The organism is Ensifer sp. EB106-05-01-XG146 (assembly GCF_058791875.1).
This window is the reverse complement of sequence record NZ_JBYTDX010000003.1, coordinates 1,376,930-1,401,076: the sequence shown is the minus strand read 5'-3', so window position 1 is coordinate 1,401,076 and position 24,147 is coordinate 1,376,930. Positions and strand designations below refer to the sequence as shown.

General features: G+C 58.2%; 26 protein-coding genes and 4 pseudogenes. 17 read left to right on the top strand and 13 right to left on the bottom strand.

The window, feature by feature from the left end:
• Nucleotides 1-86 precede the first annotated feature (86 nt).
• From istA to AC3WVQ_RS35295, 3 genes are all read left to right on the top strand, one after another.
• Nucleotides 87-1,622 (top strand): IS21 family transposase, encoded by a 1,536-nt coding sequence (gene istA / locus AC3WVQ_RS35305; RefSeq protein ID WP_492382993.1) that lies wholly within the window; start codon nucleotides 87-89, stop codon nucleotides 1,620-1,622.
• Between the two features lie 14 nt (nucleotides 1,623-1,636).
• Nucleotides 1,637-2,380, top strand: a complete 744-nt coding sequence (istB, locus tag AC3WVQ_RS35300; RefSeq protein ID WP_060581982.1) for an IS21-like element helper ATPase IstB — start codon at nucleotides 1,637-1,639, stop codon at nucleotides 2,378-2,380.
• A gap of 221 nt (nucleotides 2,381-2,601) precedes the next feature.
• Complete coding sequence (locus AC3WVQ_RS35295) at nucleotides 2,602-2,862, top strand: hypothetical protein (protein ID WP_034796848.1); 261 nt, start codon at nucleotides 2,602-2,604, stop codon at nucleotides 2,860-2,862.
• 352 nt (nucleotides 2,863-3,214) lie between these two features.
• Here AC3WVQ_RS35295 and AC3WVQ_RS35290 read toward each other — a convergent pair whose 3' ends face one another.
• Nucleotides 3,215-3,853, bottom strand: coding sequence for a hypothetical protein (locus tag AC3WVQ_RS35290; protein ID WP_034786759.1), 639 nt, complete (start codon nucleotides 3,851-3,853; stop codon nucleotides 3,215-3,217).
• An 851-nt stretch (nucleotides 3,854-4,704) separates the two neighbouring features.
• On the opposite strand from AC3WVQ_RS35290, the gene AC3WVQ_RS35285 reads away from it, so the two are divergent.
• Complete coding sequence (locus AC3WVQ_RS35285; RefSeq protein ID WP_034800025.1) at nucleotides 4,705-4,905, top strand: hypothetical protein; 201 nt, start codon at nucleotides 4,705-4,707, stop codon at nucleotides 4,903-4,905.
• Between the two features lie 395 nt (nucleotides 4,906-5,300).
• Here AC3WVQ_RS35285 and AC3WVQ_RS35280 read toward each other — a convergent pair whose 3' ends face one another.
• The 3 genes from AC3WVQ_RS35280 to AC3WVQ_RS35270 all read right to left on the bottom strand — a co-directional run bounded on the left by AC3WVQ_RS35280 (nucleotide 5,301) and on the right by AC3WVQ_RS35270 (nucleotide 7,191).
• A complete protein-coding gene (locus AC3WVQ_RS35280; RefSeq protein ID WP_029742822.1) occupies nucleotides 5,301-5,534 on the bottom strand; it encodes a hypothetical protein in 234 nt (77 codons plus the stop codon).
• A 273-nt stretch (nucleotides 5,535-5,807) separates the two neighbouring features.
• Nucleotides 5,808-6,920: an exo-alpha-sialidase gene (locus tag AC3WVQ_RS35275; protein ID WP_192358489.1), complete on the bottom strand. Its 1,113-nt coding sequence runs from the start codon at nucleotides 6,918-6,920 to the stop codon at nucleotides 5,808-5,810.
• Entirely contained in the window at nucleotides 6,904-7,191 is a 288-nt protein-coding gene (locus AC3WVQ_RS35270; RefSeq protein WP_082566491.1) for a SemiSWEET family sugar transporter, read from the bottom strand. Before AC3WVQ_RS35270 ends, AC3WVQ_RS35275 begins: the two co-directional genes overlap by 17 nt.
• A 575-nt stretch (nucleotides 7,192-7,766) precedes the next feature.
• Here AC3WVQ_RS35270 and AC3WVQ_RS35265 point away from each other — a divergent pair.
• Nucleotides 7,767-8,288 (top strand): autoinducer binding domain-containing protein, encoded by a 522-nt coding sequence (locus tag AC3WVQ_RS35265; RefSeq protein WP_492383547.1) that lies wholly within the window; start codon nucleotides 7,767-7,769, stop codon nucleotides 8,286-8,288.
• A gap of 176 nt (nucleotides 8,289-8,464) precedes the next feature.
• Here AC3WVQ_RS35265 and AC3WVQ_RS35260 read toward each other — a convergent pair.
• Nucleotides 8,465-8,644, bottom strand: a pseudogene (locus tag AC3WVQ_RS35260) (integrase); the annotation flags it as partial.
• A 142-nt stretch (nucleotides 8,645-8,786) separates the two neighbouring features.
• Between AC3WVQ_RS35260 and serA the strand changes: the two are divergent.
• Nucleotides 8,787-10,025 carry a phosphoglycerate dehydrogenase gene (gene serA / locus AC3WVQ_RS35255; protein ID WP_192358485.1) on the top strand — a complete coding sequence of 413 codons (1,239 nt, stop codon included), beginning with the start codon at nucleotides 8,787-8,789 and terminating at the stop codon, nucleotides 10,023-10,025.
• Nucleotides 10,026-10,280: 255 nt separating this feature from the next.
• Here the strand turns inward: serA and AC3WVQ_RS35250 are convergent, their stop codons facing one another.
• On the bottom strand, nucleotides 10,281-10,538 hold the full coding sequence (locus AC3WVQ_RS35250) for a DUF982 domain-containing protein (protein WP_162251893.1): 258 nt from the start codon (nucleotides 10,536-10,538) through the stop codon (nucleotides 10,281-10,283).
• A gap of 177 nt (nucleotides 10,539-10,715) precedes the next feature.
• Here AC3WVQ_RS35250 and AC3WVQ_RS35245 point away from each other — a divergent pair, with 177 nt between their 5' ends.
• Nucleotides 10,716-10,844, top strand: coding sequence for a hypothetical protein (locus tag AC3WVQ_RS35245; RefSeq protein WP_255381751.1), 129 nt, complete (start codon nucleotides 10,716-10,718; stop codon nucleotides 10,842-10,844).
• Between the two features lie 61 nt (nucleotides 10,845-10,905).
• Here AC3WVQ_RS35245 and AC3WVQ_RS35240 read toward each other — a convergent pair whose 3' ends face one another.
• Nucleotides 10,906-11,127 carry a DUF982 domain-containing protein gene (locus AC3WVQ_RS35240; RefSeq protein ID WP_492383546.1) on the bottom strand — a complete coding sequence of 74 codons (222 nt, stop codon included), beginning with the start codon at nucleotides 11,125-11,127 and terminating at the stop codon, nucleotides 10,906-10,908.
• Nucleotides 11,128-11,186: 59 nt separating this feature from the next.
• Nucleotides 11,187-11,357, bottom strand: coding sequence for a hypothetical protein (locus AC3WVQ_RS35235; RefSeq protein ID WP_089046309.1), 171 nt, complete (start codon nucleotides 11,355-11,357; stop codon nucleotides 11,187-11,189).
• Nucleotides 11,358-11,871: 514 nt separating this feature from the next.
• Here AC3WVQ_RS35235 and AC3WVQ_RS35230 point away from each other — a divergent pair.
• Nucleotides 11,872-12,081 carry a cold-shock protein gene (locus tag AC3WVQ_RS35230; protein WP_029742828.1) on the top strand — a complete coding sequence of 70 codons (210 nt, stop codon included), beginning with the start codon at nucleotides 11,872-11,874 and terminating at the stop codon, nucleotides 12,079-12,081.
• Between the two features lie 560 nt (nucleotides 12,082-12,641).
• Complete coding sequence (locus tag AC3WVQ_RS35225) at nucleotides 12,642-13,571, top strand: NAD(P)/FAD-dependent oxidoreductase (RefSeq protein ID WP_029742829.1); 930 nt, start codon at nucleotides 12,642-12,644, stop codon at nucleotides 13,569-13,571.
• Nucleotides 13,572-13,658: 87 nt separating this feature from the next.
• Here AC3WVQ_RS35225 and AC3WVQ_RS35220 read toward each other — a convergent pair whose 3' ends face one another.
• Nucleotides 13,659-13,919 carry a DUF6894 family protein gene (locus tag AC3WVQ_RS35220; protein ID WP_029742830.1) on the bottom strand — a complete coding sequence of 87 codons (261 nt, stop codon included), beginning with the start codon at nucleotides 13,917-13,919 and terminating at the stop codon, nucleotides 13,659-13,661.
• 77 nt (nucleotides 13,920-13,996) lie between these two features.
• Nucleotides 13,997-14,248: a hypothetical protein gene (locus AC3WVQ_RS35215; protein WP_029742831.1), complete on the bottom strand. Its 252-nt coding sequence runs from the start codon at nucleotides 14,246-14,248 to the stop codon at nucleotides 13,997-13,999.
• 629 nt (nucleotides 14,249-14,877) lie between these two features.
• On the opposite strand from AC3WVQ_RS35215, the pseudogene AC3WVQ_RS35210 reads away from it, so the two are divergent.
• The 5 genes and pseudogenes from AC3WVQ_RS35210 to AC3WVQ_RS35190 all read left to right on the top strand — a co-directional run.
• Nucleotides 14,878-15,402, top strand: a pseudogene (locus tag AC3WVQ_RS35210) (DUF6766 family protein); the annotation flags it as partial.
• Between the two features lie 426 nt (nucleotides 15,403-15,828).
• Complete coding sequence (locus AC3WVQ_RS35205; protein WP_192358479.1) at nucleotides 15,829-16,158, top strand: hypothetical protein; 330 nt, start codon at nucleotides 15,829-15,831, stop codon at nucleotides 16,156-16,158.
• 387 nt (nucleotides 16,159-16,545) lie between these two features.
• Nucleotides 16,546-17,052 carry a YciE/YciF ferroxidase family protein gene (locus AC3WVQ_RS35200; RefSeq protein ID WP_192358477.1) on the top strand — a complete coding sequence of 169 codons (507 nt, stop codon included), beginning with the start codon at nucleotides 16,546-16,548 and terminating at the stop codon, nucleotides 17,050-17,052.
• 378 nt (nucleotides 17,053-17,430) lie between these two features.
• Nucleotides 17,431-18,333 (top strand): hypothetical protein, encoded by a 903-nt coding sequence (locus tag AC3WVQ_RS35195; RefSeq protein WP_192358475.1) that lies wholly within the window; start codon nucleotides 17,431-17,433, stop codon nucleotides 18,331-18,333.
• A gap of 198 nt (nucleotides 18,334-18,531) precedes the next feature.
• The gene (locus tag AC3WVQ_RS35190; protein WP_060645028.1) at nucleotides 18,532-19,707 is read left to right on the top strand and encodes a zinc-dependent alcohol dehydrogenase; all 1,176 of its coding nucleotides are present in this window, start codon (nucleotides 18,532-18,534) and stop codon (nucleotides 19,705-19,707) included.
• Between the two features lie 266 nt (nucleotides 19,708-19,973).
• On the opposite strand, the gene AC3WVQ_RS35185 is transcribed toward AC3WVQ_RS35190, so the two are convergent.
• Complete coding sequence (locus AC3WVQ_RS35185) at nucleotides 19,974-20,156, bottom strand: hypothetical protein (protein WP_029742934.1); 183 nt, start codon at nucleotides 20,154-20,156, stop codon at nucleotides 19,974-19,976.
• Nucleotides 20,157-20,393: 237 nt separating this feature from the next.
• Nucleotides 20,394-20,579: a Y4lK-related protein gene (locus tag AC3WVQ_RS35180; protein ID WP_049811043.1), complete on the bottom strand. Its 186-nt coding sequence runs from the start codon at nucleotides 20,577-20,579 to the stop codon at nucleotides 20,394-20,396.
• A 146-nt stretch (nucleotides 20,580-20,725) separates the two neighbouring features.
• On the opposite strand from AC3WVQ_RS35180, the gene AC3WVQ_RS35175 reads away from it, so the two are divergent.
• Nucleotides 20,726-20,926: a hypothetical protein gene (locus AC3WVQ_RS35175; protein WP_457579611.1), complete on the top strand. Its 201-nt coding sequence runs from the start codon at nucleotides 20,726-20,728 to the stop codon at nucleotides 20,924-20,926.
• 489 nt (nucleotides 20,927-21,415) lie between these two features.
• Nucleotides 21,416-22,873: pseudogene (locus AC3WVQ_RS35170) on the top strand (IS3 family transposase); the annotation flags it as partial.
• A gap of 45 nt (nucleotides 22,874-22,918) precedes the next feature.
• Here AC3WVQ_RS35170 and AC3WVQ_RS35165 read toward each other — a convergent pair.
• Entirely contained in the window at nucleotides 22,919-23,920 is a 1,002-nt protein-coding gene (locus AC3WVQ_RS35165) for an IS30 family transposase (protein ID WP_159416224.1), read from the bottom strand.
• A 64-nt stretch (nucleotides 23,921-23,984) separates the two neighbouring features.
• Between AC3WVQ_RS35165 and AC3WVQ_RS35160 the strand changes: the two are divergent.
• Nucleotides 23,985-24,071, top strand: a pseudogene (locus AC3WVQ_RS35160) (IS3 family transposase); the annotation flags it as partial.
• Nucleotides 24,072-24,147: the final 76 nt, after the last annotated feature.

Below are 24,147 nucleotides of genomic sequence, written 5' to 3'. Positions count from 1 at the left end.
CAAAGACCGGCCGGTTTCCGGCTCTGAAGATACCCCTTGGGTCAGCAACTTTGGCATCAAGCCTCCCGGTACACGAGGAGACTTTGATGCCAGCAAAGAGAAGGCTGACCATGCGACAATTACGACAGATGCTCCGGCTTGCCGGAAGCGGGACAAGCAGCCGAGAGATTGCGGTGATCCTCGGCGTTGCCCGCAGCACCGTCCAGGATAACCTGAAGCGGGCTGCGATGGCGGGGCTGAACTGGCCATTGCCGGGAGAACTGACAGACGATGCTCTGGAGTCTCGGCTTTTCGCCCGCGCCGGCGTTAAGCAGGGCCAACGGCGACGTCACGAGCCGAACTGGGCGCAGCTCTCTATCGAATTGAAGAAGCCCGGCGTGACGCTGCTGATCCTGTGGGAGGAATATCGCGGCGTCCACCCCGACGGCTACGGCTACAGCCGTTTCTGCGAGCTGTTCCGTGGGTTCGAGCGGCGCCTGTCGCCGACGATGCGCCAGGAGCATGCGGCCGGCGACAAGGTCTTCGTCGACTATTCCGGCAAGAAGGTGCCGATCGTTGATCGCAAGACTGGCGAAGTCCGCGAGGCGGAGCTGTTCCTCGGCGTGCTCGGCGCATCGAGCTACACCTTCGCCGAGGTGACCTGGACCCAGACCTTGCCGGACTGGGTCGGCTCACATGTGCGCATGTTTGCCTTCTTCGGCGGTGTGCCCCGCCTGGTCGTGCCCGACAATCTGAAGTCCGGCGTCAGCCGCGCCAGCTTCTACGATCCCGAGATCAACCGCAGTTACGGCATGATGGCGTCCCACTACGGTGTCGGCGTTCTGCCGGCCCGACCGCGACGCCCGAAGGACAAGGCCAAGGTCGAGAACGGCATGCGCTTCGCCCAGAGTTGCCTTCTCGGCCGCTTGCGCAAGCAGACGTTCTTCTCGCTCGCCGAGGCCAATGCCGCAATCGCCGACGTGCTGGAGCGCATCAACAATCATGTCATGCGCCGGTTGGGTGTCAGCCGGCGCCATCTCTTCGAGACGGTCGAACGCGCGGCGCTCGCAAGCTTGCCCGCCGAGGAGTACGAGTTCGCCGAATGGCGCTTTGCGCGGGTCTCGACGGATTACCATGTCGAGTTCAGGAGCTTCTTCTATTCCGTCCCGCACGCGCTCATTCGTCAGCAGGTCGATATCCGGGCGACCGCGCGAATGATCGAGATCTTCCATCGCGGCAAACGCGTCGCGGTCCATCAGCGCCGCTATGGCGGGCCGCGCTATGGAACAGACCCGGCGCACATGCCGAGCTCCCACCGCCGATACGCCGAATGGACGCCGGAGCGCTTCCGGCGCTGGGGCGCGTCCATCGGTCCGCAGACCGAAGGGCTGATCGTCGCCATTCTCGCCAGCCGGCCACATCCCGAGCAGGGCTTCCGAACTTGCCTCGGCATCCTGCGCCTCTATCGCGACCTCGGCCGCGAGCGCGCTGAGGTCATTTCGGCACGGGCCGTCGAGATCGGCGGCCTGACCTGCAAGACGATTGCCTCGCTCATCGCAACCCACAAGGCCCCCAGACATTCCACCGAACCCGCCGCCGTCATGGAACACGCCAATCTGCGTGGCCCCGGCTACTTCCATTGAGGAGACACCTGATAATGCTGACCAATCCCACCATCGACATGCTGCGCGAACTCGGCCTGACAGGCATGGCCAGCGCCTATCAGGAACTCGAGGCGCAGCCAGAAGCCAGACACCTCGAGCATGGCGAATGGCTCGCTCTGCTGCTCGAACGCGAGGCGACCACGCGCCGCCAGAAGCGCTTCGAGGCAAGGGCTCGCGCCGCGAGGCTGCGCCATGATGCCCAGATCGAGAACATCGACTTCCGCGCCGCCCGCGGCCTCGATCGCAATCTCGTCCTGAAGCTCGCCAACTGCGACTGGATCAGGCAACACCATAGTCTCTTGCTGATCGGACCCGCCGGCGTCGGCAAGAGCTGGCTGGCCTGCGCGCTCGGACACAAGGCCTGCCGCGAGGACTTCTCCGTCGCCTATCATCGCCTGCCAAGGCTGTTCGCCACCCTTGCGCTGGCGCGCGGCGACGGCCGTTATCCCAAGGTCCTCAAGGCGCTCGCCAGAACCGACCTGCTCATCCTCGACGACTGGGGTCCGGAGAAGCTCAACGACGAGCAGCGGCGCGATCTCCTGGAGATCGTCGAGGACCGCTACGAGAAGCGATCCACCATCGTCACCAGCCAGGTGCCCGTCGATCACTGGTATGACATGATCGGCAATCCAACGATCGCCGATGCAATCCTCGACCGCCTTGTCCACAACGCCTACCGCATCGAACTGTCCGGCGAGAGCTTGCGAAAGCAGCGTCAAACACCATCCGCCGCTTGACCACGCGACAATCACGCGCCATGCAAAACAACGACCCAGGGGAGCATCAACTGGCCAGCTTCAGATCGGAATGGTGGCCGGAATGAAATCGGAATAGGTGGCCGGCTTCGTTTCGGAATCAGTGGCCGACTTCACCGGAATACGCAGTGCTCCACGGAACCGACGGCCGGCCCCAAAAGTTTGTCACTCCATCGGAACCACTGCTAAACGGGAGGAATCCAATGAGCAGTTCGACGACCACCGACCATGACGTAATCCGTAAATGGGTTGAACAGCGCAAGGGCCGGCCCGCCGCGGTTCGCACGAAGGGCAAGGGTGGCATTCTTCGGATCGACTTTGGCGAGAAGGACGAGGACCTTGAAGAGATCAACTGGGATGAGTTCTTCGAGATTTTCGAGAGCAGCCGGCTTGCCTTTCTTCATCAGGAGAAGACGGAAGGCGGCAAGACTAGCCGCTTCAACAAGTTCGTCGAGCGTGAGTAGACGGACTAGATGGCTCGCCCCGGGTCTGATGAGAGGAATTCCTGGGTGAGGATTCCATCTGCGCGGAGAGGCGATTGCCAAGCGATGCGTTTTGTCTGCCCCGCTGGATACCGCCTCTTTTACGCGGGGATAGCGATGTGCAAGGTAAATGGCGACGAAAGCGGGTAGCGTTGTTGCAAATGAAGGAAACCTCTGGACCAGTCTGATATGGTCGCCATTGCCTGCCGACGGGGCGTCGCGAGCATGACGCTCGTTGACTGGGAAGTCGGCGCGTTCTACTCGAATTGTCACCGTGCTTACGTCGGGGACTGGGAGCGGCCCGTCCAGCAGGAAAGTTCCACCGACGGCACGCCTATCGAAGGAGACCGTCGCTCCCGAATTCGTCCCATCCGCTCAAGCCGGTCGCGGCTTCGTCGGCTCGTTCGCTTGGTTTGACTTTTTCCTTTTTCTTCAGCGACCGCGTCAACTTCGCCTGATACGCGGCCCGCCTGCGATTTTCCGCTTTCGCCGCTATATCTTCTTCTCGCCACTCATCCACGGCGCCACGGTCGAGTAGATCTTCGACGACACGAGGATCGAATATGTGAAAGGTGATCTTCCTTGCGCGTCCTTGTAGCCTCACCGTTCGCGTCCCGGCGCTGGGCAGACGACCATCTGCGAGCCAGCGCTTCCGCTCTGATGCCGTGATCGTCAGAATATCCTCGATCTCTCGAGGAATGATCGGAAGGTTTGCGATGCCGTCCAACGCGCTGGAGACGGCCGATGCCGTAGCTCTGAAGGCTGTCTTCGAAGTCTCTGGCATGACGAGGATCAGCCCGCCTGGCTGCATATCCAGCGACTTCCGGATCGTGGATGGTAGCCGGGACCGGATTTCCTGCAGAATACCCTTAAGCCTGACACCAGATCCGAGGGTCGCCACCACGGGAAGCGGCCACTCCCTGATCAGTTCGGGATCGTCACTTTCCTTGCTCTTTGTCTTCGTCTTGGGCATTCCGCAGGAGATGGTGTTGAAGGGGCCGCGCGTCAACGGAGCTTGGGATGATTTGCCACGTTCCCTCCTCATATCTGTGTCGATGCCGAGTTGGTTTCCGGTCATGGGACCGCAAAACCCCGTTTAGAACTGAGGAGATGCCCAGGTTCCGGCGGACGGCCGGGACAGACGCCTACCTCGGTCGATCGGCCGTTACATAAGCTGGGTGCGAGCCGAGGCGGCACCAGCGCTGACATTGACGCCAATCAGCAGCATGGTATCGCCTTCCGGGCTGTACTGCTCAAACCAGTGCCGAGCGAGCTCCCGGATCGTTTCAAGCCGGACACCTTGCGATTATCGCTTACGGTCTCCTTTTCCGGCCAACGCGCCGCTGCGCCTCAGCTTCGAAATTTCAGCGTCTGGACTTTTACTTGGAACGGGCGAGTTTCATGCGTCAGGACTTTTACCTTTCGCTCGCAGAGGGCCAGCCAAACTGACTCGGCACACGCCGGCGATGATACGCGGCACATCTCAGCGAGCCGGGCACGGTTCACCGTCCAGCGGCCGGTGAAGAACATGAAAGCGGCGATTGAGCCGATAACAATCCGGAGCGCAGCGATAGGCAGGCATAGGGATTCCAGGATGGCGCAAGATCTAAAGCGCCCGCGCGACTGGTTCGTGATCGTCGAAAACGATTATGTCCTTCAGCTCTGATGAGCCGGCGTGGGCTAAGCGGCGCGCGCTGTTATCCTAGCGCGCAGTGCTGGCTGTTGAGGAGGCCAGCATCACTGGAACCAATTCGGTGGCACTCGAGTCGGTGCTTCGACGGATGCGAACCGTACTACAGCCCTCTTAAGTTTGAAAGTCTTGCCATGCGCTACGAAGACACCAAAGAGCAATACAGTAAGGTAGTGCGTGGCTGGAATGCGCGTTACGACCTGAATGAGTTTATCGCGCAGCATGGGCTCCAACCACTGGCCGCGCGCGAACTCTTTGCAAAATTCGGACCGTACAAAGTGGATCTGGATCGCAAAGTCGCAGAGCTACGGAAGGAATGGCACAAGAATCGCTGATCCGTCAGCGGAGCATTCTTGCCGAGACAATGGCCAGACGACGTTTCGTGAACTCATCGGCCGCACCTGGGGTCCCTGTCTAACCGATCCCGAAAAAGGCTAGAATTGCGATCACAATAACGACGAGGCCGACGAGATAGATAATCTGGTTCATGTCACCTTCCTTTCCCCGAATCAACGGCTGCCAAGCCAATAGGTTCCTCGCGCCACGTTCGGGAATGGTTTGCGAAGTTGAGATGCGTCTTATGCAAAGCGATCACACCCGGTATTGATGATTGCGAGCCAGGTTTCATCGATCCGCGCGGGCTGGAAAGACCGAGCGCGGTCATCGCCTGGCTCTGGCCAAGTCTGCGGTCCCAACTCCTTGTCAGGCGCTCCTTTCCCGTGCATCCATCTCACCGGTTGCGTCTCTTCCACTCGCGATATGGCGCGAGCAACTGACCCGGAAATCGCTTTTCAATTTCTTCTTCGGTTATTACAATGCGCGCCAACACCTCGTCGCGTTCCGCGCCTTCGACACGTTCACTCGCAGCCTCCAGATCAGTCATGACCGAAAAGACTTCGTCCTTTGTCATCGCCTCAAGTCGGTAGGCGAAATCTGCGACGGGAATGTTGTTGAAGTTCGCCATGGTTCACCTCCAGCCTTCCCAGCCCTAAAGCTAAATTCGCCTCGAAAGTTCCCGGAGGCCTACCGCAAGGGCCGTCCTGACAAAATATCGATGTGGATTTCCTTTTCGTTTCGATTTCACTGTGGCTGGAGCTCCCTTTACGCAAAGCCAAGCACGATGTGTCCCGATTAGACCTCGGGCCGATGCGATACTGTCACAAAGTCGCACGACGCTGCGACCTTCGTCTGAATTCCCATGCATGCCAGTCCGGCGGGTGCCCAAATGCATTCAGGCTCAACTTAAGGCTGGTGCGTCTAGGATAGAAGCTGCGATAAAGCGCTCCGGACCATTTCGATCGTTGAAGTAGTATACAACAATAATCTTGCCGTCCTGTCTAACCAAGGCGCATGGATAACCTAGGTCCGCATCGTCGCCATCATCGCGGAGAACCGCCGGTTCGGACCATGTTCCGCCCCTATCGCGGCTGACGACAGCGCTTAGTCCGAAGGGTGGATCTCGAAAACCGTAGAGCAGCACCAATCTTTCGTCGGGCAGAGCGACAAGCGCAGGCGGATTGCCCATGATTCCCGTATTCCGGACAGGCGTACCGACACAGGACCAAGTCCGCCCCAGATCCGCTGACCGATATGCCTCCAGCCAGAACCGATCATGGGCCCTACGACGAACGACTGTGTAAATCGTGCCGTCTGCGAGGCGCGTCGACGACGGCATGATGGCGTACCCCGTCTGTTCATCCCAGACGAATCCTTCCGAGGAAAAACTCAATCCTCCGTCCTGCGTGCGGGCGCAAAGGATACGACCTTCTGTCCCATCGGCTTTCGGCGCGGTGAGCATAAACAAAGCGTCGTGTCGGCCCAGCGTTATGATGTCGGTACGCGCAGAGAGCGCCTCTTCGTGAGACTTCAACCCTTCGAACCTAAAAGGCCCATTCCACGAGCGAGCACGGTCCTTGCTGACGTAAAACCAGCTCACTGATCGCCCCGATATCCCGGTGCGGGCTGCCATGACGACTTGCTCGCCATCGGCAAAGTCGATCGGGGTGGGGAGAGTAATGAGATCAAACGCCGGGTCCACATTGGGTCCTGCTTCCAAGTCCTTCGTGACATGTTCGTCCGCCGAAAGACTGCGCGCACCCGGTACGCTCCCACAGAATGGTTCTGCCTGCCAAGTCAGGCCGCCATCGAGGCTTCTCGCCTGAACCGGAGTGAACGCGTGATGCTGATCTTCGAGATGAAGGTTTTCGCTTTCCCTTCCTAGACGGCCTGTGGCAAAGACGCAGACAATTTCGTCTCCCCACGCCCACACGCCGTAATTCGCGGGCCATCCCGCGAATGCGCCGAGTCTCCGATATACGACGGTATGAATCGCTTCAAACCTTGCGGTCATCTCTTCTATTCCCGCGCTCGCAGCCTCCAAGCTTCCGCAAAAGGATGAATGCTGAAAGGCAAAAGCAAATCGCATTGGCGATAATTATCGGCCACTCTCCTTTGAGGACACCAAAGACAGTCCACAGCGCAAAACCGGTAACGGTGAGAACGTACATCCGGGCAGAGAGCGCCGAGGTATCGCCTGTTTTTACGACCTTCCATGCCTGCGGAACGAAGCTACCCACTGAGCAAATTGAGGCGAGATAGCCGATGAGCAGCGTTGCTTCCAAGTGTTCTCCATAAACGTGCGACCAGGATTCTAGCCGGGCACCGCCGCAGCCGCTGTGACTGTGAGCAGACCGAACAGAGAGCCTTGCGAAATGTTCCTCGCATAGGACCGGCCTTGGTTGCGGTGAGCTAGCGAAAGGCTGGCAATACTTCGCGTGCCATGTCCGCCGATCGATATTGTTTCCTGCCGCAGCCAGAATGCACTGCTCGCACCGACTTCAAGATCCTCTGCACTTTCTTCGATAGGCCATCGAGCGCGGCATGCGGTTAGTCTGCGACGGGGAAGCCAGCCAAGGTATCGCACACCCAGCAAATGTTGCAGTTTCGTAATCCGCGTTATGTCATTAACAGGTTGTTTGCTAATGCGCTTTTATGGTTTGAGAATACGCGAATTATTTCAGTTCCCTACGGATCCCGCGATGGGTGAGGCCTTCGCGATAGCCGATTAATTGTGTCATCCCCTGACGGAGCGGGGTACTGCTACCGGAACGTTGGTCCCTGTCGGCCGAGACTTTGGATAAAAAGGGCACATAGGCTTCTCGAAATTACAGTTGCCCGAAGGAAGTTCCCTATTGCTATGTTGCGTCCAACCCCGCGAACGGTGTTTCGCGCGTCGCACACTGTCGATTCCTACAATTCGAGCTGCGATATTCTGCCGTCAGGATCTAACCCCGGTGCCAAGGCGCGGGACGTCATGTCCGAATTTCGAAGCGCTCGTCTGAGGGTCGACCATCGCATACTGTCCCTGTCGTGGAGGACGCTACGGGCTGCGAAGTATCAGGACGACCTCTCGCCCGCTTTGAGTAAGCTTTGCGGGCGATACGGCGTGTCTCACATGACGTTTCTTGTCTGGGCCGGAGGAGCTTCTCATTCGTACCCGTATTATTGCACCACCTATCCAGAGGCCTGGGTTACGACCTATCTCGAACCGGGCTACTTTGACGTAGCTCCGGTCCTCGACATTATCCGGTGGGGTTCCTGCCCGTGGACTGGTCTTTTTCGAGCACCGGTCAGATCCGTCCGCACCCATGGCACAGGTTCTTATGGCTTGACCATTCCCATCCGTGGGCCAAATGGCGAACGCAGCCATTTTCCGTGACTTGGCGCCTTCCCAGACAGCAATGGACGCATTGCGGACTTCTTTCATTCACGAAATGGAGGCCTTGCAAGCCATCTCCATGAAACTGTGTTTGAGGCGGTCGGTTTTCGAAGGCTCAGCCGTATTCGCAAACTCTCGCGACGAGAGACATAGTGCCTGCAATTGCTCGCAATGGGCCGGATCGCTTCGGGGAGGGGAATGCCGGGGCGGGCAGCCTCAGTAATATACCCGATCTCATTCCGTGAGCCGAGAACAACGTGGGGTCGAGGGCAGGCCAGCTTGCACCGGCATTTCAGGATCAGATGGACCCACTGGGGCGTGAGCGCCCGTCGGTCGATGCGACGGAACCCCGGTCCTTCACCGGTGCAGGCCTTAGCAACCACCGCAGTACCTTGAGTTTTTTTGCCGTATCAGTGTGTTGATATTTGCCTGTCCGGCCTCTTAAATCTTCATAGACGCTGAAGCCACTTCGACCTTCCGGACATCGGAGCAATATTTATGACCCGCCAACTTTCTCTCCCACGCGAGCGAATTTCCGTGCTTCTCCTAGAAGGTATTAGCCAGACCGCTGTGGACTACTTTTCTTCGTCCGGCTACACCAACCTCGTTCATTTACCGACGGCGCTCGACGACCAGGATCTTAAGCGCCACATCGCCGACGCTCATATCATCGGCATTCGTTCCCGCACGCAGTTGACGGACGAGATTTTCGAATCCGCCAAGAAATTGATCGCCGTCGGCTGTTTTTCCGTCGGTACGAACCAAGTCGATCTGGATGCTGCGCGGCGGCGCGGCATTCCGGTGTTCAATGCACCTTATTCAAACACGCGATCGGTGGCCGAGCTTGTGATCGGCGAAATTATTATGCTGACACGGCAGATCTTTCCGCGCTCGGCTTCGGCGCATCAAGGTGGGTGGGAGAAGTCCGCTGTCGGCAGCCGGGAGGTCCGCGGCAAAACGCTTGGAATTGTCGGCTACGGCAATATCGGATCGCAACTCAGCGCGCTTGCCGAAAGCATGGGCATGGTCGTGCGCTACTTCGATCTTTCAGATCGGCTGCGCCGGGGCAATTCGGAGTCGATGGCCTCGCTCGGCGACCTTCTCGAGATCTCTGATTATGTGACAATGCACGTTCCCGAAACACCCTCGACGCATAACATGATCACTGAAACCGAATTGCGCCGCATGAAGAAGGGCGCCATCTTCATTAACAATTCTCGCGGGACGGTGGTCGATCTCGATGCGCTTGCGAAAGTCCTTAACGACGGGCATCTGGCGGGTGCCGCGGTGGACGTGTTCCCTAAGGAGCCGGCATCGAACAAGGAGCGTTTTGAGACGCCGTTGCAAGGTTTGAGCAACGTCATTCTGACGCCGCATATCGGCGGCTCCACTGAGGAAGCCCAAGAACGCATCGGCGGAGAAGTTTCAAGGAAGCTGGTCGAGTATTCCGACATCGGCTCAACAATGGGCGCCGTCAACTTTCCGCAAGTGCAACTGCCCGAGCGCCCGAACGGCACGCGTTTCATTCACGTGCATGAAAACCGCCCCGGCATGCTCATCCAACTCAACGAGATCTTCTCGTCGCGCGGGCTGAACATCGTCGCTGAGTTTCTTCAGACGCTTGGCGACACGGGCTATGTGGTGGTCGAGGCCGATGGCATTTCCGAAAATGCCGACGAAATTCTTCAGGCTCTACGCGAAATTCCTGGAACGATACGAACGCGATTAGTCTACTGACAGCTGTTAGGGCCGATCTGTTGCGGGGCAATAAGGGTGTTTTCGCGGGACAAGTGAAGACGTCCAATGCTTAGAATGCTCGATTCCAAGGGCTCGAGCGTTTCTGCCTGGGCAGACTACCGAATGCGACAAAGGAGGGTCGAGCTAACGCGGGACATGGCCAACGTATGCTGGCCGGGCTCGCGAGCATTCGCCCAAAAATACGCACCCATTGATGGTTTGACGGAAGAGTGGATTGGCAGAGCATGAGGCACGTCAGGCCGCTGCGTTTGAGCAGATGGCAGCGGAAGACACCGACCCGCAGGAAGTCTGGAGGACGCGCCGATGACCGACTCCCCCGAAATGATCGTGTTGTTCAACAACAGCCACTTTCGCCTCACGAGCTGCGGCAAGGAGAGCCAGTCTAGCCCGCGTTGGAGAGCATTTTCCTTCGGTTGCGCGAGCGCAGAAGGCGAGGGCGCGCTGAAAGGCCGGGCCGTAGGTCACCGGCCATCTCTCGGCCAGGACGAACATGGCGTTTCGAGCGTCTTTGATCTCTATCGCACGGGACATTCCCGGAAGCAAAATTATAAGGGTGCTATCCCAGGTCGCAGCAAGCATTTCGAATTTCCCTGTCTCACCGGGGCTATGAATGCAAATCGTGCGCAGGTGGTTCCGTGTTTTTCGTGAAATTTTTAAGAGGCGGACGGCGTGAACGAGATCACACTCCTCACGGACGAACTCGCCGAGCTCGAAGCTCAGATCTTCGGCATCGGGATCAGGATGCACTGGGTCGATGGCGTGAAACTGCAGAAGCTGGCGGTGATCCATTGCCTGTGACCGGAGCAATCGGTCTCTGGACTCCCTCGAAAAGCGGGTGGGCAGCATGACGAGAGTCAATTCAGCGCAATCTTGTAACCTTGGCCTCGGCGATCGCCGCGACGAACGCTACTCGGGCTTGTTCCCATGGGTAGGTACCAACCATTGCGTCCCTGCATTTATTAACGGCGTCGAAGTAAGCGACGCCCGAGGCGGCAGGCCAGTTTTCACCAAGCAGGACCGTGGCCTTGTTCGGTGTCCAGACTATCTGCGCCCCGTCGAACTCGGGAAGTTCGATGATCACGCACTTGTTCCAGCTCTCAACCACGGCTGTTCCTTTTCTTTATGCTTGCTCCCCCGCCGTCAGACGTTGAGCTTCGGTGGCGTGTCGTTCTCATCCGGGTTCGGGTTGGGAACTTCGTCAGGAAGGATGTCGGGCTCCGGTTCCTCGATCGGTGGCTGTGGCACGTCCGGGGGCATGTCCGGCGGGAAATCAGGTTGGGGCGGCCTCGGGATCGGTTCGGTAGGCATCATGATGGACTCCTGTTTAGGAGGGCAACTGATCTCGCGTTGGGATTGTTCCGATCTTTCGGTCAAGGTGCCAGCATGATCAAGCTTCACCTCCCATACCCGTCGGTCTGGGGCATACGACGGCTGGGGCGCGAAGCGCCGGCTGTCGCCGACCTACACGAAATGGCGCACTGACGCTAGTTTCTTCATCAAAGTCGAGGCTGACACTCGGCAGGAACTTCTTCCGTTAGCGATCCGCCGAGCGCATCATGCAGCAAATGCCAGACCGCGGCGTCCGATGGGAGGTGGTTCGTGCGCCGCTCGAATAAGTGACTGCCTGTGCGCGATGCGAAGATAAAGTCCCCATTGACTTGCTAGCGACACATTCGGTCTATAAATACACAGGCATCGATATTTGCTTGTTGAGCTTTGTTTTCTCGCCTTTCGCGTTCAAGCCGACCTTCCCTCTCAAAGTCGATCTATCTGCCTTGGCTGTCACAATGTCGGTCGGGGAATCATGATTTTGAAAGGAATTGTCATGAACACTGGAACCGTAAAGTTTTTCAATAGCGCTAAGGGCTTCGGCTTTATCGAACTCGAGAACGGCGGGACGGACGTATTCGTTCACGCATCTGCTGTCGAACGAGCCGGTCTGCGTTCGCTTGTCGAGGGCCAAAAGGTCACCTTTGACATCGTTCGGGACGCACGCTCTGGCAAGAACGCAGCTGACAACCTCGCAGCTGCCTAAAAAATTCGCTTCTGGCCACTGACCACGGATGTACTGGCAGTGCCGCTGAGGCGTGTGTAGAAGGTCGGGTTTTGCCCGGCCTTTTTTATTGGCAACGTGGTCTGTTTGCCCGCCCGCTCCGCGTTTTCGGCCGGGGAAAAATGGGGCTCGTCTATAAGAGCGACGTTCTCGAACTGTTCTGCGCGTAAGAAGCGCTGGATGCTTGGCTCTCAACCGCTGCGAGATTGCAACGGAAAAGAGGGTCGAATGTTCATTAACCCGTAGGGATTAGAAATCCACTTTTGTACACGCCCCGTTCTCACGCCGTTCGGCGCCTATTAGCGATCAAACTTTCAGTAGAAATTCAGGGTTTTTCTCGGAAGAGAGAAGCGGGTAGCTCGCTAGCTTCGGGGACGCGCATCATTACGTGAGGCGTGCGTTTCACCCATAAATCAGCAAGGCCCCGCCGGAAAAGAGGATCGCGCACCAAGCCATAGAGGGTGCATTGGCGCTCAGAGGGAACCGTTGCCCTCTTAGACAGTTGAACCCTATTAGGCCGCAATTCCTGCTGAGATCTGCCCATGAACCAGTCCTCGAATGGACGAATCTATGACTGCATCGTCGTTGGCGGTGGGCCAGCGGGCCTTACCGCTGCTATATATTTGGCACGCTACCACCTCTCCGTTTTGGTGTTCGACGATCAAGCAAGCCGCGCCGCCAGTATTCCCGTGTCCCACAATCATGCGGGCTTCCCAAACGGTGTGAGTGGCGAAGAGTTGTTGGCTCGTATGCGAACGCAAGCGGAGCGATACGGGGCCTATGTGAGGTATTGTCAGATTACGGAGCTGCGCAAGAGAGGTTCGCTGATCGAGGCGATGTCCCCGATTGGTCATTGGAGGGCGAAAACGGTGCTTCTGGCGACCGGGGTCATCAATCGGCGACCGCAGATGCCGGCGGCCGTTCATGATGACGCGCTAGCCCGGGGGCTTCTGCGGTACTGTCCGGTTTGCGATGGGTTCGAGGTTACGGATAAAACCGTAGGCGTTATAGGGGTTGGGACGAGAGCGTTCCAAGAGGCGATTTTCTTGAGAAGCTATACGCGCCACCTCACCATTATCTCGTGCGAGGATAGGCCTCATTTGAATGAGACGCAGATTTCTGAACTTCAGGAGATCGGCGTCAAGCTGGAGCGCGGTCCCGTGAGTTCCATCGAAATCGCGGGCGATCTTCTCGTCATAAACACACCAGACCATCGTCTCTTCTTTGCTTCGGTCTATCCAGCGTTGGGCTCGGACGTGCGGTCGGATTTAGCATCGCGACTGGGCGCTCGGTTATCACGTGAAGGATGCGTGTCCGTCGATGCCCATCAAAGGACGACCGTGAGCGGCTTGTACGCGGCGGGGGACGTTGTACAGGGGTTGGACCAAATCAGTCGCGCAATGGGGCAGGCGGGCGTTGCCGCCACTGCCATCCGAAACGATCTGTGCGAGCAAGTGTTGCGGGTGCGGTAAAAGAGGCCGGACGGTCTCAGATGCAGTTGGGCCGCCCGGCCTATCATTTGTTGCTCCGATAGTTCCACTGCATAATCTTGAGGCGATCTATCGATCGGCAGCAGTCACCTTAGTTGTGTTCGGAATGACTTCGAGAACCAATCTCAGCTCCACCAGCAGGGCATGATGCTGATCGAGAACTTGGATGCTGATCATAGAAATTGGGTCCTGCGGAAGGCCGTCAGCCGCCATCTCCGCCAGGGTGACCTTTGCCTCTTTGATCGCCGCCTGTTCATCTGCGAATTCGAACGCCCGATCTTCGGCGCTGAACCCTTCCTGATCAGTTGTCCTGAAGTAGAAATTTGGCATGTGATGTTCTCCTACTGTCATATCGATACACGGTCTGCCGCGCAGTCGCTTCAACCTCAGAACCGGAGGGATGGCGCCTAGCGTGTCGTGACCACGTTCTTAAGCAATCGGGTGACATCGACCTCGATCCGCGCGCAATCGGAGTCGAGTTCGGCCACATGACTGGAATTCCGGCCTTCAACTGCCCGCACCTGGTCGCGCTGATGAGCCGCAAATCCGTACGCGCGCAGGAGATCTTTCAGCTCGGGAACGCGCAAAAGCTCGATCTGGGGACGATATGTGGGCAATTGTATCAGTAAGCGCGAGCGCCCTATTGCTTCGAAATCCAACGACGTGCCTCCTAAGTTATGTTTTGGGCATCCAGTCGCGAACGGCGAGAAAAGTTCCTCATGCCACGTGCGGACGGGGGTGTTGAGGCCCCGAAGGGCGACGTTGCCGCGCTTGTAGGGCTAGGCGCTTGCTGTCTTCTCTGTCGACGCTCTCTAGAAAATAACATTGTGTTTGAGGAACCGATTGGAGGTGCCCCGGTTTGGAAGGCCACAGCTACAACGGAGTATCCAATGGCAGGATTAACGGAACCACCCTGCTCCGCAGGGCGGCGGCCAGCAGAGTCGCCAGGGGTGACCAAGGCAACGACCAGGGTGGCCAGCAAGGGGGCCGCAGCGAGATCGAGGTGGCACGGGTACTCCTCTTCCAAGAGTTTCCAACCTGAGGCATGGCCGATGACCGACCATCAGGTTAAGCAATGATCGCCAACATTTGTCTTAACTGTAGTTGCGGGACCTTCGCCATTTGCACCGCGTTATACACACCGCAACGCGGCGCACGTCCAGCCATGTCTGAGCGGCCTTCGTTAATGGCACGAAAGGAGAAACCCACCGGCAGGCGTGACTGCGGGCATGGTCTGATCCCTAGCTAATTGTGGAGATCTGAATGAAAATACTGCGCGACAACGGCGCTGCCAGCTTACCTTATAAGCGGTCATTTCCTCTCCGCCTTGTTCGAGAATTGGGAGTCGGAGTTTTTGCAGATGAGTGCCTATGTGGTGCTTACGGCGTTCCTGTTCCAGCGCGGCTCAGCAGAGTCAAAAGATCCCGACGAGCCGTCATCCCAGAATAGCAACCCTGCGGACGACCAAGACAACGCCGAAGCACCGCTGCCCGTAAGAATGGGCGGCATGGCAAGCTCTCTCTACTCCTATTCGCTCGGTTGGACATTGTTTCTCCTCTTCGTACTCAGCTTTCTAATGCACGTGAGGGAGAGCGCGTCTGCGCAGGCGGTTGCGGCCATGCTGCATGGGCAGCAAGCACCTTCGATTGGCGAACAATTCTTCAGTGCGAGGTTGTGGTTTGAGTCTGTCCAAAATTGGCAATCGGAATTCTTATCGACTGCAGTTCTCGTCGTCCTATCGATTTTTCTGCGGTTTCGTGGGTCCCCTGAGTCGAAGACGGTCTCCGACCCTCATTCCAAGACAGGAGCATAGACAGGTAAAAGGGCCGGCGGATATTTACTTTTGGATGTCCTAGCGCTGACAATCCGTTCACGACAGCGCTCGAGAAAAACCAGGTTCCGCTGCTGCGCCGACCATCGCGATGGCAGCTACTCTGGCTGTTTCCATGGTAGAATGTTTCCGCGTCGTTCATCGACAGGTGGAGTGGCAGCGCTACGCTCACTCGCCGCCGCGCTCGCGGCTTGCCGAACCATGCGGCGCACCCGCCTTGGTAGCCCTGATAACGGTGTTCCGATTCCCTGCGCGGGCTCGCAATTCCGCGGTAGCCCAGCCCGCGCAGAATTTCTGACCGATTTCGCGGGGAGAAGGACCTTGGTCGTGGAAGACGTCCGCCCCACCTCCTGGGCTCGGCGAAAGATTCATCTGTTGCACCAAGCCGGGCATTAAGGAGGCGGTGCTGTGAACACGAAGCTGCATACTGACGGATCATTTCAAGCCATGCGTCAGGCGATCGACGATGCGCGCCAGGCGTTCGCGGGCGGAGGCGCCGATCATCATCGCGACGCCCTGCAACACCTTGGTGGCGTGGTAATGAACTCACTGGCTGAGATCATTGAAACTGACGGCGGCACAGATGGTTACCTCTACGACGCCGACGGCATCGCGCAGGATATCGAGGATTGCTACCAAAAGCTGGTCGAGGAGGAAGAGGCGGCGCAACTGGACAACGCAGCGCGCCAACCTACTCATGGAACGATGAACCTTCGACAGCAGGGAGTGGGGCGATGATCACTGGCCCGGACCTGCTGCAGATTTCCCGAGCGCTCCGAACTCGAAGAGGCCGGCGTGATCGATAAGGGTATCGACGGCGACAAAGCATGGTCGAACTTCGGACGCGACATTGATACTTTCATTGTCAAGCTGCCGCAAAGTCGACTCGCTGCGTTAGCCGCGATGATCCAGAGACGAGCAAATCGTCAACGTTGACGGCAGCTGGGGGGGGGTGCGGATGGCTCGGTGAGCGACGGCTAGGAGCGGACCGTGGCGCGCGCTAGCGGCAACAGAGGTGCCGTTGCCGGCAGTGTCAACAGCCCGTGATTATTTCCTGACCCACGGAACGTGCTTCCTGCTCGATGGTTGGGCAGGTCTCTCTCAATAAAATGATCGGACCCTAAAATGCCTGCTGAGAAGACATTGAACGACCTCTTCCTTGACACGCTGAAAGATATCTACTTTGCCGAAAAGCAAATCGTGAAGGCCCTTCCTAAAATGGCCCGCGCCGCCCATTCGGAAGAGGGCAAAGCTGGTTTCCTGCAGCATCGTGATGAGACTGAAGGACAGATCGAGCGTCTCGAGCAGGTGTTCGAACTGATTGGCAAATCTGCCCGCGGCAAGACCTGCGAAGCCATCCAAGGGCTCATCGCCGAAGGCGAAGAAATCATGGAAGAATACAAGGGCACGGCCGCACTTGATGCCGGCCTCATTTCGTCGGCCCAAGCCGTCGAACACTATGAAATTGCCCGCTATGGGACGCTCAAATCGTGGGCCGCCCAGCTTGGCCTCGATGCGGCCGTCCCGCTCCTCGACGCTAATCTCCAGGAGGAGATCGCCACCGATCAGAAGTTGACGGCACTTGGTGAAGTTGCGGCAAACCCGAAGGCGTCCAAGCGGGCGGCCGAGTAGACCACCTCAACGAAAAGCCGCGCTCATAGTTGGTTTTTCATTTCGCATCGGCGTCGGACGGTCGGTGGCGCATTGCGACGGCACACGACCGGACGACCACAACGCCCCTGCCGTTGGAGACTGCACGCAACCGATGCATCTCATCACCCTTTTTGCCGACGGGCATGGAACCTTTTCATGCGGCAATGTTTGGGTGATGGCGCTCTTCAACCGTAACCGCTCCAGAACAATCACGATCTGGTTTCATGGTTAGCAGCGGTTGGGCCGCGTTTAGCTTAAGGAGGTACGTCGATGGGTCGCGGTATTCTACTCTGGCTACTTGGTGTCCCGATACCGATCATTATTCTGTTGATGCTTTTCATGCGATAGGAGGCTGCCATGGCACCGTCAGTGCTTGCCGATGTTTCAATACCGGCCGAATCATCCGTTCCAGCCGTCAGCTGGGCGCCGATCATTGCAGGTGCCTTCGCGGCCTCTACATTGACGCTCATTCTCATGCTCGTTGGCTCCGGCCTTGGCCTTACATTGATATCACCGTGGTCTGGGGAATCCGCCAGCGCCACCACTTTCGCGGTCTCAAGCGCCATCTGGCTGGTGATCGTCCAATGGCTCTCGTCGGGCCTGGGCGGCTATCTGACCGGGCGCTTGCGCACCAAATGGGTCGGGCTTCATACCGACGAGACCTTTTTCCGTGATACAGCGCATGGCTTTCTGGCCTGGGCGCTGGCAACGATGCTTGTCGTGTTCGTCCTCGGCTCCGCAACCTCCGCTGCAGTCGGAACGGGGGTGAGGGCAGTTTCCTCAGTCGCGTCAGGCGCGGCCCTTGGGGCGTCAGCGGGCGCAAGGAGCGGTCCTGAGGTGGGCGATTCGAACGGGATGCCGTCTTATTTTGTCGACTCCCTTTTCCGTCCAACCGATCCCGCTCGCCTGACGGCGCCGGGCGCCGAGGGCGATGGAGCCGCGGCAGCGCAAGCTTCCCGAATTCTGGTCGCGAGCGCTGCGGCTGGCGAAATGTCGCCGGAGGACAAGACGTATCTGGCCCAGTTGGTCGCGGCACGTACCGGGTTATCTCAGGCCGATGCGACAGCCCGGGTCGATACGGTACTTGCGCGGATCGAAGAGGCCAAGGTCGCCGCTCAGAAAGCTGCTGACGCTGCCCGAAAGGCGGCTGCGACATTTGCCCTTGTCGGCGCCTTATCTCTCATCATCGGAGCATTCATAGCGAGTGCCGCGGCCGCCCTTGGTGGACGACAACGGGATGACCTCGAAACGCTTTCCTGAGGGTCCTTTAGCTGAGCTTTGCATCCTACCTCTTCCTCGACGTCCTTTTTGCCGGGGCAATGGCTGCCTCGGCATCGCTGATCGACGTGTAGGCGGTGCCGCGATTTCACTATCGCTCTGCTTGCTCTACTGCTCGTCGTCACGACGAAGACCAAGGTGCTTGGCAGGTCTGACCCAACTGATCCAAAGGAGACCACGATGAAAGCCCTTTGCTGGCATGGTAAGAACGACATCCGGTGTGACAGCGTCCCCGACCCGCAGATCGAGGACAGCCGCGATGCGATCATCAAGATGACGGCCTGCGCAATCTGCGGCTCGGACCTTCATCTTATGGACGGATACATCCCATTCATGGAAAAGGGCGACATCTTGGGTCACGAGTTCATGGGCGAGGTCGTCGAAGTCGGGAGCGACAACAAGAAGCTCAAAGTTGGTGATCGGGTCGTCGTGCCCTTTACGATTTGCTGTGGCGAATGTCCGCAATGTCTCAAAGGCAACTGGTCTTTATGCGAGCGCAGCAATCGCACCCCCGAGAACGCGGCGAAGGCATTCGGCTATCCGACAGCGGGTCTGTTCGGCTATTCTCATCTAACCGGCGCTTACGCCGGCGGTCAGGCCGAGTACGTCCGCGTCCCCTATGCCGATGTTTCGCCTATCATCATTCCGGGCGGAATGACCGATGAGCAGGCTCTCTTTCTCGGCGACATCTTTCCAACCGGTTGGATGGCAGCTGCGAATTGCGAGATCGAAGCCAGCGACATTGTCGCGGTGTGGGGATGTGGCCCGGTCGGCCAGTTTTGCATTAAAAGCGCATTCATGCAGGGCGCCGCCCGCGTCATTGCCATCGATAATGTATCGGAGCGGCTCGCTCTGGCGCAGTCGGCTGGCGCCGAAATCATCAATTTCGATGAAATCGACTGCACGATTCCCGATTATATAAAGGAAATGACTGGCGGGCATGGCGCGGAGAAGTGCATCGACGCAGTTGGCGCCGAGTCTCATGCCACCGCCTCGTTCGACGCCATCGTTGACAAAGTTAAAGCAGCGACACTGATGGGAACCGACCGACCCCACGTGCTGCGCGCGGCGATTATGGCGTGTCGGCCGGGCGGAATCGTCTCCGTGCCTGGCGTCTACGGGGGCGTTCTCGACAAAATTCCGTTCGGCGCGGCGATGAATAAGGGGCTGACCATCCGTACGGGGCAGACGCACGTCAATCGCTATTCGCTCGAGCTGCTTCGCCGGATCGAAGAGGGCGAAATCGACCCCGGCTTTATCATCACGCACCGTGCGACGCTTGAGGATGGTCCCGGTCTCTACGAGACCTTCCGCGATAAGAGGGATGGTTGCATCAAGGTTGTGCTGACCGCCTGACGAATGACGGCGGACGCGTTGAGAACGGAAAAGGACACAGACGACCGTGCCCGCACCAATGCAGGCAACGAGAACGACCCCGAGCATCAACATTGTCGGCATTTGCGACAAAATGCTCTCGCAAAGCCCTCGTCATCCTTGACGGGTCACGGCGTGCGCTAGGAAACAGGGGTCGAGCCGTTAACGGGCCGAGGGCGGTCGTCGGCATAACAGCAACGACAAAGATGCCAGAACGGTCGCGCAAGACAAGTAGAAGAGGCCTGAGCTTAGGTCGCTACACCAGTGACAGGGTTCACTTCCGGTTTTTCACTCGTATCCTTAGCGTCAGGACCTTGAACGGTTGGCGGCGCGATCGATTCCTCGTCGCGGTGCTTTTTGCGATCGGCGGGGTGATGGACGTCTTCCGGCTTCGCCTGCTCAGGCTTTGCATTGGTGTCTTTGGTTGCCATAGCGATACTCCTTTCCAGTACAACGGGCCTGGGTGGGACGGGTTCCGCATACGGAGGGTTTTCATGTCATTTGATCGCGAAAAAGCTGGCCCCGAAAGGCGACTCACGAGCCCACAAGGCTCCGGTGTCAACGAGGGATCAGAAGCAGACCTTGTAACCTCGGCCGACGAAAAAGGTGGCTTCCCACCTTCAATTCTGCCTCGTCAAGGACACGATGGGCGCGAATGCTGACTAGCTCTATAGGCCGATCGGCCACCAACTCCCCACCTCAGGTGGCGCGATCTCCGTTCGGCTCAGCAATTCCTGCGTTGAAGAGTCCTCCTGAACTTCGCCAGTCACGTAGCTGTCGTGGCCGACAGCAGGGACGTCGCATGCTGCTTCGATGAGGTCAGAGACGAAGAACGGGATTTCGCTGGCGTCCATCTGACGTCGCCTTCAGTCATGTTTGGCCCTACTCTGAGGGCGGGGAACTGAGCGGCCGCCCGGATCGATAGGAGCGAAGCTCACGCGTAACCCGCTGGACACGATTAATCTGGTCATTCACCTGCGTGACCGGGATCGCCACTACCGTGAGCGGGACCGTCACCAGTGCCGGGGTCGCCGCCACCGCCGTGGCCCGGATCATCCCCCTCCGTGCCGGGGTCGCCGCCACCGCCGTGACCCGGATCACCACCGCCCGTGCCGGGGTCGCCGCCACCGCCGTGGTCCGGATCACCACCGCCCGTGCCGGGGTCGCCGCCACCGCCGTGGCCGGGATCGCCAGCGCCTGAGCCGGGGCCGCCGCCACCGGTAGATGGGGTGCCTGGGTTTCTGCCAGCACCCGTATTGGTGTCGGTCTTACCCGGATTGCCTTTCGATATTGTCGGGACGATTGCACTTGTCACCGCGGCCGACAGCGGCTCGCATTGTTCTTCTGCAGCCTCGACCATCCGGTTTGCCGACCCACGGGGACTGCACTGCCCGGGGAAAACGGAGCGCTCAATCATTTGTCCTTGTGCGGGGGTGGCTGTCGATAAAAACCCGGCCGACACTACGACCAGACCGGTGCTTATCAGAAGTTCACGTATCGGGTTCATTTTAACCTCACTAAATTAGCTTCATGCAAAATAAACTTGAGTGAGGGAAATGGTTCCGTCCGACGCCTGGCATGGGACCTTTGTCAGCGCCTGTGGGACCAAGGTCCCATGTGGTGTCAGGCGACATGTAAAACTGGTCCGGTGGAGGTGCGGACGAATTCTTGGACTAGCAGGAGATAGTTCATGTATTCGTACGAAGACCGCATGAGAGCCGTGCAGCTCTACATCAAGCTTGGTAGACGCGTGAAGGCCACGATCCGTCAGTTGGGCTATCCGACGAAGAATGCTCTCAAGCAATGGTGCCGCGAGTACGAACGCGGTCCCGGCTTGTCGGCAGGTTATGTTCGCACCAAACGACGGTATTCGGATGAGCAGAAGCGGATTGCCGTCGAGCACTATCTGAGCCACGGCCGTTGCATAGCATGGACCATCAAGGCGCTTGGCTACCCTTGCCGTGGAAAGCTCTCGGCTTGGATCGACGAATATGAACCCGATGGCAGGCGACGAGTTCTCAGCAGCAACGCAACCGCTATTACGAGATCGGAGCAACAGAAGCGAACGGCCGTGATCGATTTGTGCTCTCGGCGGGGGAGTGCCCGCTCGGTGGCTCAGAAGGTAGGCGTGAGCCGGCAGACGTTGTACGACTGGAAGAACCAGAAACTTGGTCGTGAGGTCCCTGCATCCATGACACGCCGTCGCGAATTACCACCGACAGCCAGCCGAGACGAACTCGAGCGTGAACTCGAGGCGCTACGTAGAGATGTGCAGCGCCTTCAACTCGAGCACGACCTGCTGAAGAAGGCTAACGAACTCCTAAAAAAAGATCTGGGCATCGACCTGCGGCTCCTGGCAAACCGGGAAAAGACCCTGCTGGTTGATGCCCTGAGACAGATCTATGCGTTACCAGAACTCCTCACGCGGCTTGAGTTCGCCCGCAGCTCCTATTTTTATCATCGCTCTCTGCTTGGCCTTGATGACCAATACGCCAAGCTTCGCCAAACCATTGTGTCTCTCTTCGAAGCCAATCGTAACTGTTACGGCTACAGACGCATTCATGCGGCCCTGACCAGGAGAGGAGAGCAGGTTTCCGAAAAGGTCGTCCGCCGCCTGATGAAGCAGGAGCAGCTCATCGTCGCCACCGTGAAGCGACGTCGGTACACGTCCTACCAAGGGGAACTAGACGCTGCACCCGAGAATTTGGTCAATCGTGATTTCCACGCTGCAAGGCCAAACGAGAAGTGGCTTACCGATATCACGGAGTTCCAGTTGCCGGCGGGGAAAGTGTATCTGTCGCCTATTATCGACTGCTTCGACGGGCTTGTTGTCAGTTGGTCCGTGAGCACACGTCCAGACGCAGAACTCGTGAACACCATGCTCGATGCCGCAATCGAAACGATCAGCGTTTCCGAGCGTCCAGTTGTGCACTCTGATCGCGGTGCCCATTATCGCTGGCCTGGCTGGCTGTCGCGCATGCACAATGCTCAGCTGGCCCGCTCTATGTCACGCAAAGGGTGCTCACCGGATAACTCAGCCTGCGAGGGCTTCTTTGGAAGGCTAAAAAACGAAATGTACTACCATCGCGACTGGATCAACACGACGCTTGACGACTTCATGCAGCAGGTGGACTCCTATATCCGGTGGGAGATCCTAACTGAAGTGCAACACGCCGGTTTTCAGGGTAGGGGTTCAGCCTCCCTCTTGCAAATGTGCCCGGAACACTTCGGCGGGTGTTCTGTAGTCGAGGCACTTTCTCGGCTGGTCGTTGAGATGGCGAGCAAGCTGGATGAGCTTGCGTTGCGACACGCCTGCAAGGTCGGTATCGCCTGGCATGTATCGACGGATGCGCTTGTTGATGTTTTCCACGGCACCTTTCTGCCACGGCGCGCTGGGGTCACAGAACCAGCTCCGCGCGCCGATGCCATCTTCCAAAGCCCTGAAGCCGGCAAACTCCGTGCCGCGATCAAAGGTGAAGCTCTGCCGGGCAAAGGCCGGCAAGGGAGAGAACGTTTCGATGATGTTGTCCATGATCGGCCGCGAGTGGCGGCTCTGGTTCTTGATCATGACGGTGTAGCGGCTCTTGCGCTCGATCAGTGAGGTTACGTTGGCGTTGCCCAAATCACGTTGGAAGATCAACAAGTCGCCTTCCCAATGCCCAAACTGCGAACGATCACCAATGAAATCAGGACGTTGCGATATCCTGCAGTCAGCGGGAAAAGTGCCGTCGCGCGGCTTCCTCGAGCCGCGGGGGCGGCGTTTGCGGCGGCCTTCCGACAGATGCTGATAGAGCTCCAGCGCCTGATCGTCCTTGCCGTAGATGAAGCGATAGATCGTCTCGGTACAGACCCGCACGGCGCTCACGCCATCGGCGAGCAGACGACCGGCGATCTGTTGCGGGGACCAAAGCGCCTTCAGCTGCTCGATCACCAGTTCGCGCAATTGTGGGTGCCGCACAAGCTTCCTCAAACGCTGCCGCCGCTCTTTGCGGATATCGTCAGCAACGGTCGGGAAGTAACCGCTATAGTCGGGCAGCTCGCGATCGCGGAAGGTGTTGCGCCGGATCTCACGATAAATCGTCGATCGATGACGACCAAGTTCGCGTGCCATTTCTTTGATCGGCAGTTTTCGTTCGACAAAGTGGAAGAGGCGGCGTCGATCGGCCAGATTCAGCTGCGAATAGCGTCGGGGCATGCCAAAATCTCCAAGGGGAAACCATTGAAATCATTGGCATGTCGCACTTCAAATTAGAATGTACCGGTGGTACAATCAGCATCGCATAAAAATCTCACTCGGTGGCCTTAGCCCCGCGGAATACCGCCGGAACCTCGGAATTGCAGCATAAGCAGTCCAAGAATTCGTCCGCACCTCCGGTAGCGACACCCAAAAACGGGTCCCCCTTTCAGACCTTAGGAGGGACT

What these genes read in the sequence shown, in the direction of transcription:
- istA (WP_492382993.1), top strand. Translation starts at nt 87, where the DNA reads ATGCCAGCAAAGAGAAGGCTGACCATGCGACAATTACGACAGATGCTC.
- istB (WP_060581982.1), top strand. Translation starts at nt 1,637, where the DNA reads ATGCTGACCAATCCCACCATCGACATGCTGCGCGAACTCGGCCTGACA.
- AC3WVQ_RS35295 (WP_034796848.1), top strand. Translation starts at nt 2,602, where the DNA reads ATGAGCAGTTCGACGACCACCGACCATGACGTAATCCGTAAATGGGTT.
- AC3WVQ_RS35290 (WP_034786759.1), bottom strand. Translation starts at nt 3,853, where the DNA reads ATGCCCAAGACGAAGACAAAGAGCAAGGAAAGTGACGATCCCGAACTG.
- AC3WVQ_RS35285 (WP_034800025.1), top strand. Translation starts at nt 4,705, where the DNA reads ATGCGCTACGAAGACACCAAAGAGCAATACAGTAAGGTAGTGCGTGGC.
- AC3WVQ_RS35280 (WP_029742822.1), bottom strand. Translation starts at nt 5,534, where the DNA reads ATGGCGAACTTCAACAACATTCCCGTCGCAGATTTCGCCTACCGACTT.
- AC3WVQ_RS35275 (WP_192358489.1), bottom strand. Translation starts at nt 6,920, where the DNA reads ATGACCGCAAGGTTTGAAGCGATTCATACCGTCGTATATCGGAGACTC.
- AC3WVQ_RS35265 (WP_492383547.1), top strand. Translation starts at nt 7,767, where the DNA reads ATGTTGCGTCCAACCCCGCGAACGGTGTTTCGCGCGTCGCACACTGTC.
- serA (WP_192358485.1), top strand. Translation starts at nt 8,787, where the DNA reads ATGACCCGCCAACTTTCTCTCCCACGCGAGCGAATTTCCGTGCTTCTC.
- AC3WVQ_RS35250 (WP_162251893.1), bottom strand. Translation starts at nt 10,538, where the DNA reads ATGTTCGTCCTGGCCGAGAGATGGCCGGTGACCTACGGCCCGGCCTTT.
- AC3WVQ_RS35235 (WP_089046309.1), bottom strand. Translation starts at nt 11,357, where the DNA reads ATGATGCCTACCGAACCGATCCCGAGGCCGCCCCAACCTGATTTCCCG.
- AC3WVQ_RS35230 (WP_029742828.1), top strand. Translation starts at nt 11,872, where the DNA reads ATGAACACTGGAACCGTAAAGTTTTTCAATAGCGCTAAGGGCTTCGGC.
- AC3WVQ_RS35225 (WP_029742829.1), top strand. Translation starts at nt 12,642, where the DNA reads ATGAACCAGTCCTCGAATGGACGAATCTATGACTGCATCGTCGTTGGC.
- AC3WVQ_RS35220 (WP_029742830.1), bottom strand. Translation starts at nt 13,919, where the DNA reads ATGCCAAATTTCTACTTCAGGACAACTGATCAGGAAGGGTTCAGCGCC.
- AC3WVQ_RS35200 (WP_192358477.1), top strand. Translation starts at nt 16,546, where the DNA reads ATGCCTGCTGAGAAGACATTGAACGACCTCTTCCTTGACACGCTGAAA.
- AC3WVQ_RS35195 (WP_192358475.1), top strand. Translation starts at nt 17,431, where the DNA reads ATGGCACCGTCAGTGCTTGCCGATGTTTCAATACCGGCCGAATCATCC.
- AC3WVQ_RS35190 (WP_060645028.1), top strand. Translation starts at nt 18,532, where the DNA reads ATGAAAGCCCTTTGCTGGCATGGTAAGAACGACATCCGGTGTGACAGC.
- AC3WVQ_RS35185 (WP_029742934.1), bottom strand. Translation starts at nt 20,156, where the DNA reads ATGGCAACCAAAGACACCAATGCAAAGCCTGAGCAGGCGAAGCCGGAA.
- AC3WVQ_RS35180 (WP_049811043.1), bottom strand. Translation starts at nt 20,579, where the DNA reads ATGGACGCCAGCGAAATCCCGTTCTTCGTCTCTGACCTCATCGAAGCA.
- AC3WVQ_RS35165 (WP_159416224.1), bottom strand. Translation starts at nt 23,920, where the DNA reads ATGCCCCGACGCTATTCGCAGCTGAATCTGGCCGATCGACGCCGCCTC.